15 protein-coding genes and 1 pseudogene are annotated in these 15,893 nt (G+C 41.9%); 11 read left to right on the top strand and 5 right to left on the bottom strand.

The genetic code is table 11. The features are described 5' to 3' along the window. Positions 1-30: 30 nt before the first annotated feature. A pseudogene (locus UYI_RS0126980) lies at positions 31-1,188 on the top strand (sensor histidine kinase); the annotation flags it as partial. A gap of 67 nt (positions 1,189-1,255) precedes the next feature. Here the strand turns inward: UYI_RS0126980 and UYI_RS0126975 are convergent. The 3 genes from UYI_RS0126975 to UYI_RS0126965 all read right to left on the bottom strand — a co-directional run bounded on the left by UYI_RS0126975 (position 1,256) and on the right by UYI_RS0126965 (position 3,818). Continuing rightward, positions 1,256-1,957 (bottom strand): acyltransferase, encoded by a 702-nt coding sequence (locus UYI_RS0126975; protein ID WP_016869796.1) that lies wholly within the window; start codon positions 1,955-1,957, stop codon positions 1,256-1,258. 743 nt (positions 1,958-2,700) lie between these two features. Next, positions 2,701-2,823: a hypothetical protein gene (locus UYI_RS39855; RefSeq protein WP_016871480.1), complete on the bottom strand. Its 123-nt coding sequence runs from the start codon at positions 2,821-2,823 to the stop codon at positions 2,701-2,703. A gap of 371 nt (positions 2,824-3,194) precedes the next feature. Next, on the bottom strand, positions 3,195-3,818 hold the full coding sequence (locus tag UYI_RS0126965; RefSeq protein ID WP_016869794.1) for a hypothetical protein: 624 nt from the start codon (positions 3,816-3,818) through the stop codon (positions 3,195-3,197). A 70-nt stretch (positions 3,819-3,888) separates the two neighbouring features. On the opposite strand from UYI_RS0126965, the gene psbP reads away from it, so the two are divergent. The 5 genes from psbP to UYI_RS0126935 all read left to right on the top strand — a co-directional run bounded on the left by psbP (position 3,889) and on the right by UYI_RS0126935 (position 8,375). Next, complete coding sequence (gene psbP, locus UYI_RS0126960) at positions 3,889-4,431, top strand: photosystem II reaction center PsbP (protein WP_016869793.1); 543 nt, start codon at positions 3,889-3,891, stop codon at positions 4,429-4,431. Between the two features lie 214 nt (positions 4,432-4,645). After that, complete coding sequence (locus tag UYI_RS0126955) at positions 4,646-5,239, top strand: Maf family protein (protein WP_016869792.1); 594 nt, start codon at positions 4,646-4,648, stop codon at positions 5,237-5,239. A gap of 417 nt (positions 5,240-5,656) precedes the next feature. Further along, positions 5,657-6,313, top strand: a complete 657-nt coding sequence (locus tag UYI_RS0126945) for an Npun_F0813 family protein (protein WP_016869791.1) — start codon at positions 5,657-5,659, stop codon at positions 6,311-6,313. A 135-nt stretch (positions 6,314-6,448) separates the two neighbouring features. Further along, positions 6,449-7,375, top strand: a complete 927-nt coding sequence (locus UYI_RS0126940; protein ID WP_016869790.1) for a hypothetical protein — start codon at positions 6,449-6,451, stop codon at positions 7,373-7,375. Between the two features lie 25 nt (positions 7,376-7,400). Next, positions 7,401-8,375, top strand: coding sequence for a hypothetical protein (locus tag UYI_RS0126935; RefSeq protein ID WP_016869789.1), 975 nt, complete (start codon positions 7,401-7,403; stop codon positions 8,373-8,375). An 864-nt stretch (positions 8,376-9,239) separates the two neighbouring features. Here UYI_RS0126935 and UYI_RS0126930 read toward each other — a convergent pair. Then, the gene (locus UYI_RS0126930) at positions 9,240-9,797 is read right to left on the bottom strand and encodes a DUF721 domain-containing protein (protein ID WP_016869788.1); all 558 of its coding nucleotides are present in this window, start codon (positions 9,795-9,797) and stop codon (positions 9,240-9,242) included. Between the two features lie 170 nt (positions 9,798-9,967). Between UYI_RS0126930 and UYI_RS0126925 the strand changes: the two genes are divergently transcribed. The 5 genes from UYI_RS0126925 to UYI_RS0126905 all read left to right on the top strand — a co-directional run bounded on the left by UYI_RS0126925 (position 9,968) and on the right by UYI_RS0126905 (position 15,046). Then, positions 9,968-11,212 carry a hypothetical protein gene (locus tag UYI_RS0126925; protein ID WP_016869787.1) on the top strand — a complete coding sequence of 415 codons (1,245 nt, stop codon included), beginning with the start codon at positions 9,968-9,970 and terminating at the stop codon, positions 11,210-11,212. A gap of 71 nt (positions 11,213-11,283) precedes the next feature. Next, a complete protein-coding gene (locus tag UYI_RS0126920; protein ID WP_026086199.1) occupies positions 11,284-11,988 on the top strand; it encodes a PspA/IM30 family protein in 705 nt (234 codons plus the stop codon). Between the two features lie 272 nt (positions 11,989-12,260). After that, a complete protein-coding gene (locus UYI_RS0126915) occupies positions 12,261-13,061 on the top strand; it encodes a PspA/IM30 family protein (protein ID WP_016869785.1) in 801 nt (266 codons plus the stop codon). Positions 13,062-13,363: 302 nt separating this feature from the next. Then, on the top strand, positions 13,364-13,693 hold the full coding sequence (locus tag UYI_RS0126910; RefSeq protein WP_016869784.1) for a thioredoxin family protein: 330 nt from the start codon (positions 13,364-13,366) through the stop codon (positions 13,691-13,693). Positions 13,694-13,789: 96 nt separating this feature from the next. Beyond that, on the top strand, positions 13,790-15,046 hold the full coding sequence (locus tag UYI_RS0126905; RefSeq protein ID WP_016869783.1) for an LL-diaminopimelate aminotransferase: 1,257 nt from the start codon (positions 13,790-13,792) through the stop codon (positions 15,044-15,046). Between the two features lie 6 nt (positions 15,047-15,052). On the opposite strand, the gene UYI_RS0126900 is transcribed toward UYI_RS0126905, so the two are convergent. Beyond that, the gene (locus UYI_RS0126900) at positions 15,053-15,679 is read right to left on the bottom strand and encodes a TenA family protein (RefSeq protein WP_016869782.1); all 627 of its coding nucleotides are present in this window, start codon (positions 15,677-15,679) and stop codon (positions 15,053-15,055) included. Positions 15,680-15,893 lie beyond the last annotated feature (214 nt).

Genomic DNA, 15,893 nt, shown 5'->3' with positions numbered 1-15,893 from the left:
GTCTAAACTCCAGGTAACTTGGTACAGTTGCTTAATCTTCGTGGTGAAGAAATACTCGGGAAAACTGAGTATGACTTTTTCCCCAAAGAAACTGCTGATCAGTTTCGTAGCAATGATTTAACTGTTATGGAAGCTTTAGGCAAACCTATTGTTGCCGAAGAAACTCTGCTATTGGATCAGCAAATAATCACCTATCTAGCGATTAAGTTTGCTTTAGTGGATGAACAGGGGGTTCCCTATGCGTTGTGTGGGATTTCAACAGATATTAGCGATCGCAAACAGATGGAAAACCAACTGCGACAACAAGCAGAGGATTTAGAACAAACTCTCCAAGAACTCAAACATACCCAGACACAAATGATTCAGTCAGAAAAAATGTCAAGTCTGGGACAATTAGTCGCTGGAGTTGCCCACGAAATCAACAATCCCGTCAATTTTATTCACGGGAACCTTACCCATCTAGATGAATATACCCAAATCCTACTACAAGTAATTCACCTGTATCATCAACATAGTTCAAATCGTCACCCAGAAATTCAGGAATTTCTAGATGAAGTTGACTTGGAGTATATCCAAGAAGATTTACCTAATATGATCAATTCCATGAAAGTTGGTACTCAGCGTATCCGCCAAATTGTGTTGTCTCTGCGAACTTTTTCCCGGATGGACGAAGCCGAGTCCAAAGTGGTGGACATTCATGAAGGTATCGACAGTACGCTAATGATTTTACAACATCGCCTCAAAGAAAAGCCCGAGCATCCAGCGATTGAAGTCATCAAAGAATATGGCACATTGCCTTTAGTGGAATGCTACGCTGGACAACTCAATCAGGTGTTCATGAATATCCTAGCGAATGCTATTGACGCGATCGAGGAATATAATCAGCAGCGGACTCTGGCGCAAATACAAGCAAATCCCAGTCAGATTCAGATTCGTACCTCAGTGATTAATTCTCATTCGATCCAAATTGCGATCGCTGATAATGGACTAGGGATGTCGGAAGATGTTGAAAAACAAATTTTTAATCCATTCTTTACAACTAAACCCGTTGGTAAAGGCACAGGAATGAGTATGTCAATTAGTTACCAAATAATTAGTGAAAAACATGGTGGTAAGCTAGAATGTTTTTCGACACTTAATAAAGGTACGAAGTTTGTCATTGAACTTCCTATCCAACAGAACAAATAAAAAAGCAAAAAGCCAAAAGTAAAAAGAAAAACTTTTTAACTTTTGACTTTATTACTTTGAATAATGCTTACTCTTTCACGTTTTGCTGGTTCAATACCAATTCCTTCATACCTCGTTTTTTAATTACCTTTGCAGGTACTCCCACCGCTATGGAATAGGGAGGAATATCTTGATTAACAACTGCCCCTGCTCCAATAACACTACCTTCACCAATTGTCACTCCATCCAACACTGTAACATTATGCCCTAACCAGCAATCATCTCCTATAACTATTCCTTGGCGGGTAATACCTTGATCTGCAATATATTTTGTCGGATCTGCAAAATTATGATTGTTAGCAAATATTCCCGCATGGGCAGCAATTAAACAGCGTTTGCCGATTGTGATATCTCCCGGACCAGCAATACATACACCAGGACCAATAAATGTACCTTCACCAATTTGTACGCAGGTGTTGTCTAAAGCACCAATCGTTACATCTTTTTCAAGGGCGACGCCTTTTTCTAAAGTAATTCTGCTATCTTCGCCTTTAGCATCTATACGCACACCTTTAAAAATATGCACATCACTGCCAAGTTCAATTTTACTTGCACCTATAAATTCGACACCATTTTGAATATAGACTGACTTATCTATCCGAGAGAAAATAAACCGATAAAACAGTATCCTTAAACGAGGTCCAAAAGCTATTGTTGGTATTTCTCCTAGCAGATTAATTAATAAAACTTCTTTCAAACGTTGCACTTTTGATAAAGATTTTTGATTCATAATTTTGTCAGTCCTTACGCTTAAGATAATTAATGAATAATTTTCTGTGGTCTGCACTACTATAGCTTTTGTGATCCTGCCAAAAATCTCCCATAAATTGAAATTTGTTTAGCAGGTTACACAAAATAACTAATCCTTTTGGTAGATTTTATTGCCACAAACAAAAATACATCGAGAAATTAATGACGATAAATCACTTTTAGTTAGTGTTACCAAACAAGAAACTAAATTCCACAAAAATTAACTTGTTTCACCTACATTTAATATCAAGTTCAAGCTTGCTAGTAGACAAAAATAATCTGTCAAACTAATACTCGGTAAAGCTCAGATTTTTATAACTACTAAATAGTAGGTAGAGCTAACTTGATATTTTGTTGTGTTTTCTGACAGCTATCAAAATCAAAAGAGCATTGCCTAAATAATATTGATCAGCCAGTAGCATAATTTTGCTTACACAAGCATCAAACTAATTCAGATTTCAAACTTGATAGTTGAAATAGGCTAATATTTGGTTTTTTAGGTAAAACCGGAGATTTACACAGCAGCAAGAATATAAAGTGTGACTTATCGCTATCTTCTGCTAAACAGCTATAATCTCCCCAATATATTTAGTTAATCAAGCACTCTTTTGAGCAAACTACATTCGTTGAAACTTCTGTGTGTCAATGTAAAGTCTGCATTTTGCATCAACGAAATGTAGAGTTCTTTAATTGTTCAAAAACTTTCTCTACCTGAAACCACAACTAGGGTGGAAATTCTCCAACTTCAGCCATCACATTGAATCGAAGCGCAAACACATAAGCACTTCCTCGATTCCTATAACGGCTTTCTTGCAGCCAATTTTTGTAGTGTGCTGCTTTAATCATGATGGACGTGGGTTAACCGCAGACAATTTAAACTGGGTTTGTAAACTTGCAATATATAAATTACTAGCTTTACTTAATCTATAACATAATTTCTTTACCAGTTATGGAATAAAAAGATTAATTTAATTTTTTTGAGGTTTGATAAAATTTCAATTAAGTATTTAAATGGCTTTTGTTCTCATATATGAGTAAATAAAATCTTACTTCTTGCTAAAGATAGATTTTGTGCAAAATATTTTTTATCGGCAACAGAGTAAAAATTTTTACTTAAATGTGGTGTCAAATTACTTATGATTTAATGGGTGATTTTAGGCAAATTCTCAAGACAGCACATATTAAGCAAGCGCTGATAGAGAAACGCACCTGTGCTATTAACCAATAACTCGTGCTAACCAAGCTGGGTAAGCATAAGAATCAACAGCTAATAACCTCTGTTCCAAATAACTACTGAATATCCAGTTGGCTGTTGTTTGAAGATTCTCCAATATACGGGCATCATCACCAAAAGCTTCAAATGCAAGACTCCACCAATTATTTTCATTGATTGTCAAATGAGTCAATTCCACATGACAACCATTATTAATACTTTTATTTTCAGAAACAGCTTGTAATGAATAATCATCTAAAACTTCGTAACTTTGGAAATAACGAACTTTTTGTACACTTACCCAAACAGGATTGCTTGCAATCTGCTGTGCTTGAAAACTTTCTCCCGTTGAGTCATGACATTCCCATTTACTCCACTTTTCGAGTTTTCCCTCTACAATTTCACCGAAACTCACAACACCCAATTCAGCTTGGCGCCATTTAACTTCTAGTTGTTCTTGCCGTAGTTTGATACCTAAAAATTCACACTCAGGAGAGTAAAGATATAAATCTTCTCGTGGTTGTTGTGGTTGTGAAGACTGAAACAGACAATGCTTCTCAAACCAAAATTGAATATTTTCTGGTATCGTACCAGGGTAAAACCAGCGCAGTTCGTAAGTTGTTAGCATCCGTGGGAGAATGAAAAACGACAAATGATACTTGCCTTGTGTTGCTTCCGAGCCAAAGGAATTGAAACAAATGTGGAAACGAATTGCAGTAATTTTGTTACTAGTGTTGAGCTTTAGCTTTACTAACTACGGTACAGCGTCTGCCGCCCTCAAAAGTTTTGTAGACACTAGTGATGGCTATCAATTTTTATATCCTAACGGCTGGGTGCAAGTTAGAGTTAACGATGGTCCGGATGTGGTCTTCCATGATTTAATAGAATTTAGCGAGAATGTTTCTGTAGTAATTAGTCCAGTACCGGAAGGCAAAAGTTTACCAGAATTAGGGACACCAAGTGAAGTAGGATACAAGCTAGCTAAAAATGCCCTTGCTCCCGAAGGTTCAGGACGGACAGCAGAATTAGTCAATGCAGAGCAAGTAGAATCTAAAGGTAAAATATATTACAAATTAGAATATTTAATTACGCTTCCTAATAAGCAACAACGACATAACCTTGCCAGTGTTGCCACCAGCAGAGGTAAGCTTTTTACATTTTATGCCTCAGTACCAGAAAAACGCTGGCGAAAAGTCAAAAATGCGATAGAAGAGTCTGTTGATTCTTTTTCTGTATATTAGGTGTTGGTTATTAGTGGTTGGTGGTTGATTGTTAGTAGTTAGTGGTTGTACCAGACGTGCCATGGCACGTCTGTACAGTGGTTAGTAGTTATTTCCCACTCCACCCTGCACCGAAGCCGCTACCGCGTCTACACACTCCCCGCACTCCCCCCACCTCCCCACTCCCCTAAGGGGAGTGGGGGCCGGTGAGTTCCCCACCTCCCCCTTCTAAACTATGGGCATTCCAACCTTTGTTCTGGCATCAGCTTCTGCGGCGCGACGCCGCTTGTTACAAACTGTTGGTATCGAACCAATAGTTTGCCCCAGTGATTTTGATGAGTCGCAAGTGAAAGTCAGCGATCCGGCGCAACTAGTGGAAATTCTGTCTCAACGAAAAGCGGAAACTGTTGCGCCTCGGTTTGAATCTGCTTTAGTAATGGGTTGTGATTCGGTTTTAGCTATTAACGGTGAGATTCACGGCAAACCAATAGATGCTGAGGAAGCGCGCCAACGTTGGCAGGTGATGCAGGGAAGTTTTGGTGATTTATATACTGGTCATACTTTGATTGAAAAACCACATAAGCGCATTTTAGTCAAGCACCAAGTAACAAGAGTTTACTTTGCTCAACTCAGCGATCGCACTATTGACGCCTACATAGCCACAGGTGAACCCCTCAAGTGTGCTGGCGCCTTTGCCTTGGAGGGGCGTGGTGGTTTATTTGTGGAAAAAATCGAAGGTTGTCACAGTAATGTGATTGGACTAAGTTTACCTCTACTACGGCGGATGCTAGAGGAATTGGGGTATGAGGTGGCAGATTTTTGGAATTAAGTGATGGGTTGGTTGTTGCTAGTTGTTTGTTGTTAGGTAAAATTAACTACCAACAATCAACTACCAACCAACAACTATAATTTGTTGGTTGTTGGGTAAAATTAACTACCAACAATCAACTACCAACCAACAACTATAATTTGTTTGTTGTTGGGTAAAATTAACTACCAACAATCAACTACCAACCAACAACTATAATTTGTTTGTTGTTGGGTAAAATTAACTACCAACAATCAACTACCAACCAACAACTAATAAGGTTATGATATCTGCCATATTAAATCAGTGAACAGTACCAGCCACAGTTATCAGATTTATGGTAGGAGACTTATACCCAGTCATAAAACTGATAACTGATCACTGATAACTGATAACTGTTAATAACAATGCCCCTGTGAGGAGTTATCTGCTAGTGTCATGTTTATTCTTAAAAGGCAGGATGTTGAAATATCGACCATTGGGCACCCAAAACGGGATCAGCAAGTACCCATTCTCCATTATCAGGGGCAGACCTTCAGATTAATAAGTGTCTTTAAAGCTAGCCAAGAAGAAGAAGCCAAGGCTTTGTGGAGAGACTTGACGGATAACAAAGGTAAAGCTTGTGTTTTGCTAGAAGAACCAGAACGTTTTAGCGTTTGGGGTAAGATTCGTTTAGATCAGCTTGGTAGTGACACAGGTAGTCATAGCAAAATTGGTATTTTTACCCAAGCTAGTATTTTGCTGTTGCAAGCTGTGTACATGGACATTGAAGACTTTTTGGGTGCGAGACAAGCTGCCTTATTTCAGAAAGAAATGGGCGAAACTTTGCAACAGTGGCAGTTTCCTCAGGTGTCGTCGCCGGAGGGAATCAAATACTTACTTGAAATCGATCCGCTGAGTGTCCCAGTTCCTAATTGGCAAGAACATCATGTCATCACCTTGTTGCAAGATTTGCATCGCTTAGGAAAAGCCTATTTTGGCAATACCAACTTTGCCCATCCCGTAGCTGATAAATTACAAGATATGCCTGAAGGAGAGCGATCGCTATTCATCAGTTGGCTAAATCAGTCTCCACTGAGTAAACTGTGGCATTAATGTATATCAGTGTTTATTGTCGTTGGATACTGGATAACTGCACAACTTAATTGGCAAAATCCTTGCCATATGGCGTTTATCCTGTAATTTAGCGAACAAAAAACATTGCAGGATGCTCTGTCACGGTCAAGGATTATGAGTAGCGTTTACAACAAGTCTCAAGGTTCTAAGTCTTTATTCACCACTCAAAACATTATTTTGGCTAGCATAGGTTGGGGTGTACTGGCACTGTTGTATTTTTTATTGTTTAGTGCCAAGGTTCCAGTAGGAGCAGACTGTGTAGCAAAACTGAGTGCAAAAGCCCAGGAAGCAGCAACTTGCCTCAGGCGTGCTGATTGGTACATTTTTGGCACAAATGTTTTTGAGGCAATGGCTTATCTATCTGCTAGTATTTTATGTCTAAGGAATTGGCGCAGTCAGCAAATTGTTAGCGATCGCAACGTTTGGCTGGCAATTGGTATTGGTATGCTTTCTTATTTCCTGGGAGGGATATTTTTTGGGTATACGGAAATCGTCTTAAAAGAAGAGCCTTTTCCGTCCTTAGGTGATGTATTTTTTGTAATAACATATCTGTTGCTGGGCGTAGGTATGGTTTTGGCAGTGGCTTCTAGGCGACTGAATTTGGAAACTTCACAGTGGATAATAGTATTGGCAATAGGAGCCTTTGGCAGTGCGTTGGCATGGCTAATTTCCAATCAACCACAGGCCGCAGCAGTCCAAGCCCAATATTCTCCTGGGTTAGAAATTGTTGCTTCTGTTTTAAATTGGTTTTACGTGATCAGCGACGTATTGCTGTTAATTATCGCTACTACTCTACTGCTAGCTTTTTGGGGCGGACGAGTTTCTCTTTCTTGGCGTATGATTGCAGCTGCGGCATTTTCGCTCTACATTGCAGATATGTGGTATAAATACGCCACAAATTCGATTCCCAATTATCAAAGTGGAGAAATACTGGAAGTGTTTTGGGTCTGGAGTGGAGTTTTATTTGGTATGGGTGCTGTCTTGGAATATGACGCATCATTAAGCCGTTCCCGTCGAGAACGAGTCAGAAAACGTAGTTAAAAAATTTTTTGTTTGGTATCCTGCCGTGAGAAAACTAACAGAATCTGATAAACAAGAAATCCTGAAATTATACCGTCAAACTGCTGAAACAACTTCTACTTTAGCAGAGCGCTATGACGTGAGTAACTCGACTATTAGTCGCTTACTCAAAAGTACTCTACCAGAAGATGAATACGAATACCTTGTTTCGTTAAAGCGTGCTGCTAGAACTCCTGAAGGCAAAGCACAGGTCAGTTATGATCACCTGCCGTCCTTTGTGCAGCCACAGCCAGAGATTCAGGAAGAACCACAACAGGAGATAACTCCTCCCCAACCGGAGCAACCTACTCCTGTTATTGCAGCTGATTTGACTGATTCCACCTCCAATAGTAGAAGAGTCAAGCGGCGTTCTTCAGCACATAAAGGGACAGCACCACCAGTCGTCAAACAATTAGAACTTTTAGAACCTCAAGCCAAAGAAATCACAAATATCCCGAGTCCGCTGATCGAGGATGTACATACAGATACTCAAGCGATCGCGGAGATGTTGGGCGAAGACTTGCTAGACGAGTCAGAAGAGTTAGAAGATTTAGATGAGGATTTAGAAGAAGAAGACTTTGAGGACGAAGACTTCGAGGAGGAAGAAGAATATCGAGAACGACCACGTTTAGTAACAAGAGCAAGAACTGGTGACAGTTTTGTACGAGTCTTACCTTTATCAGCAGCTAATTTACCCAGAACGTGTTATTTAGTGATTGATCGCTCCTCGGAATTGATTACCAGGCCACTGCGAGAATTTGGCGATTTGGGCTATATCCCTAATCCAGAAACCCAAGAAAGAACTTTGCCAGTGTTTGATAATCACCGAATTGCAAAGCGCTTTTCTACCAAACGCGATCGCGTGGTAAAAATTCCTGATAGCAGAATGTTGCACAAGGCCCGCTACCACCTCCAAGCCAAAGGTATCACCCGGCTGTTAATTGATGGTCAGGTTTATTCTTTGTCTTCGGTTCAGCAATGAGTTATCAGTCAAAAAATGATAGACCTCTTGCAGAAATAAAAAGAACCCCTCCCCAACCCTCCAATATTAAAAGTTTTTCCTTGTTTTTCCCCCGAAGCGGGGGGGAGTAAGGGGGGTGGGGAGGGAGTAAGACTTTACCCCCGAAACGGGAGGATACAAGGGTCGTGCTTTCATATGACCCAACAAAAATCATCAATTCCTACTAGTTCACCAAATTGATTTTGACAGTTTGACTAGATCCCCGACTTTTTAAAAAAGTTGGGGATCTGACGTCTTGCAAGGTGTCAAAACTTGTGTGGTAGAGTACTACCAAATTCTTCCTCTCTTTGTGTCCTTTGTGTCCTTTGTGAGTCCAGCCGCAGTCTTGGACGCCACGTGACGCTAAGTGCTACAACTGTTGGAACCCCCAAGGGTACAATGGCTCCTTTATGCCGGCGAACCCGTCCACCCTTCGGGTTCAGCAGTCCCCCTACCCTGACCTTAAGCCCTCCGGGTAGTTCCCTCCGGGACGCTACGCGAACGCAGTCGCTCATGGGGGACTCACCGGCCCCCACTCCCTGTCGCTCGTGGGGATTGGGGGAGGGAACCCCCTTCTGCGCGCTGTCTCACCACTTCGTGTCTACGTGACGGAGACCGCCTTTTTGGGGGGCTGCTTCACCGCAGTGGCTGGGCTTCCCGTCACGTAGACGCGCTCATGGGCTTAAGGTAAGGGTATGCGGACTGGCGTAGACGCGCTTTGCGCGGCTTCAAGGTAGAGTACCCGAAGGGTGGTTTGTTAACACAAATATCTCTGGATGGCAAGGGACTAATATTAAGTCCGAATAGTTACTTACAATATTATGCTTCGCTGTTGGTCAATCGCCTTCATTGTTTTTGAGAAAACTTTTTGGCAGCACACAAACAACAAACCCCCCAACGTTGGAGTTCACCTGGGGGTGTAGGGCATTCACAGCTAGGACAAAGGGGTAAACCCTGCAATCTCCCCTGTATTGCCACTGTCCAGTCTGTAAAAGCTGTATTCGCATCACTGGCAGTAGACTTCACATTATTGTCTATACTAAATTCTTTACCAAGGTAACTAGGATGTTGGAGTGGTGCAGATAACTTGGGTGGATCACCAACTTGCTTGGCAGAGTGCCAGCCAGCAGTAGAAAAGCGAATATCTACCAACGGAGTCGGTAGTACTGCATTTAACTTTACAAGTAGTCGTTGGCGTTCAAAAGTTAAGTTCTGCGCCCAAGCTGCACTAGAAGTTGCCACCCGCAACACGTCACGCTGAAGAGACAATGGACGAGCATGAGCTGCTACTGTTGTTCCTACAACTTCAGACCAACACTTGAGCAAACGTTGAAATGGTTGCTCCTGTAATTTTGTCTCTAATTGCAGAAGACATAAAATATCATTAACAGATTTAAACGACATCTTAAGTTAATGCGTGTCCCAACTCAATTTGGTTGATGCATCAAATATATGCAAATTTACAATAGTGTTGGTACAACTATTTTAATAAATAAAGCAAATAGCGATCGCAATTGGCTTTTTTGGTTTACCTTGTGATTAATCTGGCAGTCTAGGTTTGAGGCAGATAGGCAATGAGTCAAAACCCTCTAGTAGATACGGGTGTAAAATCCTCCAAAACACCTGAATTAAAGCCAGTACTTGCAGCAGCACTGGCGAGTTTAGAAGTGCAACTAGATCAAGAGTTGGCACGTTATCGGCGCACACGATTTACATACAAGACACTTAGTCAAACTCGTATGGGTATTCCCATCAGTAGTAAATTTCAACAGATAACAGCTACTCCAACAACGGAAGTTAAAACCCCATCACCACTTAACAACAGTAGTGAGGAAATATCCTTACCCCAGTTTCCCACCACCGCACCGCCAACATCTGAGCCAGACGCCCAAGAGGTTCCAGCGCCGATCCAGGAAGAATCTGCACAACAGCACGCTTCCAAAATGCCCTCTTCACCAGCACCAAATTCTGCCAGTATTGTGCCTGCATTCATTAAAACAAATCAGAGTGACAACCTCGTCAAACCCGAAAGTAACCCCAAACCTCCTGATGAGTATTTAGAATCATCAGAAGCGTTACTGCGAAGTTTGACAGAAGAACAATCACCAACCCAAAAGCGGAATAATTCCAATGATAGTCTGCTTTCGCCTTTGGGTATAGGCTCAATGCTGTTGATGTTGATGGCGAGTCTTAGCCTTGGTTATGCAGTGTTTAATCCTAAAAGTTTGCCAAATTTGAATCTTGGCAGTTTATTTAAAAAAAATACTCCTGACAATCAACCAACAACCGCCAACAACCAATCAGCAACCACCACAGTTGCTGAACCAGAACTGACACCCATACCCAAATTTCCCAATCTCGCAAGTAGCGAATTTCCAGAAGTCAAAAACCCCAATGATGTTGTTGCTTTAACACCAAAACCCAAGCCAACACCCTTAGCTGTATCTACCCCAGTTCCTACTCAAAATCCGACAGTTGCACCTACAACAAATACTATTGAGACTATTGAAGCGCAACCGACATTCTCCCCAACTCCATCACCGACTGTTGCTGCTAGTACCCCCGCCACCCCCACTCCAACTCCAACTCTACAAAATATCGATGATCCAGGAATAAAACCATCGAGAGATGGATTCTTTCACATATTTACAGATAATCAAGATGAAAAAAGTTTGGCCAAAGTACGGCAAGTAGTTCCTGATGCTTATTTATCCAAAGATAAAAAATCGATTTATCTAGGAGCTTTTAAAACCAAAGAACAAGTGAAAAAACAGATGCAATTTTTACAAAGCAAGGGAATTACAGCCAAAGTAGAGTAGCCTGATTGGGGATGGGGTGTAGGAAAATAGGGGTGTAGGCAACCACCGTGACAATGTAGATGGAGGGCGAGATGGGACTAATTGACCGGATTGGGCGGGTAATTCGTGCTAACATCAACAGTCTAGTTGGATCTGCGGAAGATCCAGAAAAAGTTCTGGAAAAAACCGTTTTGGAAATGCAGGATAATCTGGTGCAACTGCGCCAGGCTATAGCGGCGGCGATCGCTAGCCAAAAACGTACAGAACGGCAAGCAGCGCAAGCCCAATCCGCAGGTGAAGAATGGTATCGTCGCGCCCAATTAGCATTACAACAAGGTAACGAAACTCTAGCACGGGAAGCCCTCACCAAACGTCGCGCTTACCAAGAAACAGCCACAGCCTTGGCTAATCAAATAGAAGAGCAAAGCAGTGTTGTCGCTAGACTCAAAAAAGATATGCGATCGCTAGAGCTAAAAATTACTGAACTCAAAACTAAAAAAGATATGTATATTGCTCGCGCTCGTTCTGCTGAAGCTAGCGTCAAATTGCAAGAATTGCTGGAAGGCGTTTCTGGAACAAGCAGCTTGAATGCTTTTGAGCGCATGGAAGAAAAAGTTCTACAACTAGAAGCACAAAAAGAAGCAATTGCCATTACGGGAACAGATGAATTAGAAAAACGATTTGCAGACCTAGAATCGGAAGTGGATGCTGAACTATTACAGATGAAAGCACAATTACCTAGTAGTCAAGAAAATACACAATCATCATCACAACAATTACCCCAAAGTGAGAGTTAAGCGAGATTGGGCAATTCGTGAGCTAAAAGCATATCTTAAGAATAAGGGTCTATTGAAGGATGAAGGATGAAGTGTGAAGTATGAAGTGTTAATTTTAATCCTTCAGCATAGCTGCCTTCTGTTTTTTAGTAGACGTGATGCATAAAGCCCATACATGTACTAATACAAAGAGGAGAACTGAATTATTCCGAAAAGATTAAATTTAAATAAGTAGAGTAAAAAAGCTAACTGCCCAAAGTCGCGCGTAAATCTCTCAAAGGAAAAACAAAGTTATGGGATTATTTGATCGCATTAGGCGAGTAGTGAGCGCCAACCTCAACGATTTAGTAAGTAAAGCCGAAGATCCCGAAAAAATGCTAGAACAAGCGATCCTGGAAATGCAGGAAGACTTAGTTCAGCTACGCCAGGGAGTAGCTCAGGCGATCGCGGCTCAAAAACGCACCGAGAAACAATACAATGATGCTCAAAATGAAATAAACAAGTGGCAACGTAACGCTCAACTCGCCCTGCAAAAAGGTGATGAAAATCTGGCGCGTCAAGCCCTAGAGCGTAAAAAGACTTTTACCGAGTCAGGAAATGCTCTCAAAGCCAGCTTAGAGCAGCAAACTACCCAAGTAGAAAGTCTCAAGCGTAACCTCATCCAGCTGGAAAGCAAAATTTCTGAAGCTAAAACCAAGAAAGAAATGCTCAAAGCTCGGATCACTGCTGCCAAAGCTCAAGAGCAGCTCGAAGGTATGGTACGCGGTATGAATACCTCCTCTGCGATGGCAGCATTTGAGCGGATGGAAGAGAAAGTCTTGATGCAAGAAGCCCGCGCCCAATCAGCAGCTGAGTTGGCTGGTTCAGACTTAGAACACCAATTTGCGGCTTTGGAATCTAGCAGCGACGTTGACGATGAATTGGCTGCTTTGAAAGCTTCCCTTGCTCCTGCCAATCCTCCAAATCAACAAGCACTACCACCCCAAGAATCTACCACTACTACCACTAACACGCAGCAAGCAAATACTTCCTCTAACAATGAAGTGGTTGATGCTGAGTTAGAAGCGCTACGCAAGCAAATAGACCAGATGTAACACCTTGATCATACTTTTGAAATTAATCCCACACCTTTTTGGATGTGGGATTTTGCGTCAAGGTTTTATTTTCAACGCCAAGGGACGCAAAGTGAAGCGCACCAGGTAGCAGAGTATTTAGCTATGAATTAGAATTATTTTGATATCATGTTTTTGTATATTTGTCAATATACATTTATTAATAAATATCAATAGTTAGTTGTAAGGAATACTATTGAATATTGACTATGGATGATTGACTACTTTGGGATACAGTAATTTTGTGTGTCAACTGATAACGATAACACCATTAGGAGACTGGAATGAGTAAGGGTGTCAAAACCATAACTGATGCTGAGTTTGAAACCGAAGTTTTGCAAGCCGAGGAGCCAGTATTAGTTTACTTTTGGGCTTCTTGGTGTGGTCCTTGTCAATTGATGAGTCCACTAGTGAACCTTGCTGCCAATACTTATAGCGATCGCTTAAAAGTAGTAAAAATGGAAATCGATCCCAATCCACTAACTGTTAAGCAATATCAGGTAGAAGGAGTTCCAGCTCTCAGGCTTATTCAAGGTAACAATATCTTGGCATCTGCTGAAGGAGTAATGGGTAAGGAGAAATTAATTAGTCTCCTAGATACTCACTTAAACTAGTCAATAGTCCAAAGTCAATAGTCAATAGTCCAGCGTCAAAAGGCATTGACCACTGACAATTGACAATTGACAATTGACACTTGACACTTGACTACAATGGAATTTGCCAAACGTTTACAACCCCTACAATCCAACGTATTCGCCGAGATGGATAAAGCCAAAGCTAAAGCTTTGGCTGCCGGACGGCAATTAATTGATTTATCTTTAGGATCTGCGGATCTGCCAGCCGCATCACACGTAGTAGATGTGATCGCCCAGTCTCTGTATGATCACAGTACCCACGGCTACTTGTTATTTCATGGCACGCAAGCCTTTCGTCAAGCTGCTGCCCAATGGTATGAGCAAAAATTTGGCATAGCTGTAGATCCAGAAACAGAAGTACTACCACTGATCGGTTCTCAAGAAGGTACAGCTCATTTACCTTTGGCAGTGCTTAACCCAGGAGATTTTGCTCTGTTACTCGATCCGGGTTATCCTTCCCATGCTGGCGGAGTTTACTTAGCTAGTGGGCAAATTTACCCAATGCCACTAAGAGCAGAAAATGATTTTTTACCAGTATTTGCTGACATTCCCGCGCCTGTCTTGGCACAAGCACGGATGATGGTGTTAAGCTATCCACACAATCCTACCAGCGCGATCGCCCCATTCTCTTTCTTTAAAGAAGCTGTGGCGTTTTGTCAGCAACACAACCTCATCCTTGTTCACGATTTCCCCTATGTTGATTTAGTTTTCGAGGAAAATGGAAATCAGGGATTGGGAGAAGACAAGGCAGACAAGGGGGAGACGGAAAATATGTTTGATAGATTCTCCGTGTCTTCCCCAATCCGCCAGTCTCTCGTCCCTTCGATTCTCCAAGCAGATCCAGAAAAAACCGTCTCAATAGAATTTTTTACTCTTTCCAAGTCCTATAATATGGGTGGCTTTCGGATTGGCTATGCAATTGGCAATCCTGAGTTGATTAATGCTTTGCGTCAAGTGAAAGCAGCAGTTGATTTTAACCAATATCGTGGTATTTTGAACGGTGCGATCGCTGCTTTAGTTGGGCCACAAGATATAGTTAAAGCCTCTGTTGATAAATTTCGTCAACGTCGAGATGCATTTGTTAATGCTTTACATAGTATTGATTGGCATGTTCCTATACCCAAAGCCACAATGTACGTTTGGGCAAAGTTACCAGAACCGTGGAGTCAAAATTCTATGGAATTTTGTACCCAACTAGTTGAAAAAACCGGAGTGGCAGTTTCTCCCGGTGCAGGTTTCGGCAAATTTGGAGAAGGCTATGTCCGCTTTGCCTTGGTACATGAACCACCCATATTAGAAACCGCTGTAAGTAGAATTGCTGGATTACTATAGTTAATTTTACTCCCCAAATTGCCATGCTGCTTGAAAAAAGTCTTGCTCACACAACATGGCATAGCGATAAGTCGAGTGGACTCGAGTAGAAGCAGTTGCGAAACGATCCACTAGACTTTCTAATTGTTGCACTAGTGGCTGAAAATCTGAGCTACTGTAAGTACGAATCCAGTCTGTGTATTGATGCTCAAGAATGCCATCTTCAGCCAATTTTTCCCCCAAAAAGGCATATAGACGCATACAGGGAGACATAGCAGCCGCAGTTAAACCCACATCCCCACCCCAAGCAGTAGCTAGCAAAAAGTCTGTATAGTGACGCGTTGCTGCGCCTGGTTGTACTGAACGTAAATCAACTCCCCACTTAGCAGCATAGCCCTCATGCAGCTGTAGTTCTTGCAACACACCACCAGCTAAATCATGAAATGTTATAAACGCTTCCCAATCAGGTGCTTTCGCTGCGGCGATACTATAAGCACGGGCAAAAGCTTCTAAGAAAAAAGCATCTTGCCCGACATAGTAAGCAAATTTCGCTGATGGCAGCGTACCATAACCAATTCCTTCGACAAAAGGATGTAGTAAACAAGCTTGTGCTATGTCTTGATTTGCTTCCCACAATTGGTTGGAAATAGTCATTTGTTGGTGGTTGGTGGTTGGTTGTTGATTGTTGGTTGTTGGTGAGACCAGCCCCCCAAAAAGGCGGTCTCCGTCACGTAGACACGAAGTGGCTTAAGGTAAGGGTAGGGGGACTGGCGAACCCGTAGACACGAAGTGGCTTCCCGTCAGGGTAGGGTTGTCGATGGTTGTACCAGACGTGCCATGGCACGTCTGTACAGTGGTTAGTGGTTAG

It is taken from the genome of Fischerella muscicola PCC 7414, from assembly GCF_000317205.1.
GTDB lineage: Bacteria > Cyanobacteriota > Cyanobacteriia > Cyanobacteriales > Nostocaceae > Fischerella > Fischerella muscicola.
This window is presented reverse-complemented; position numbering and strand designations above follow the sequence as displayed.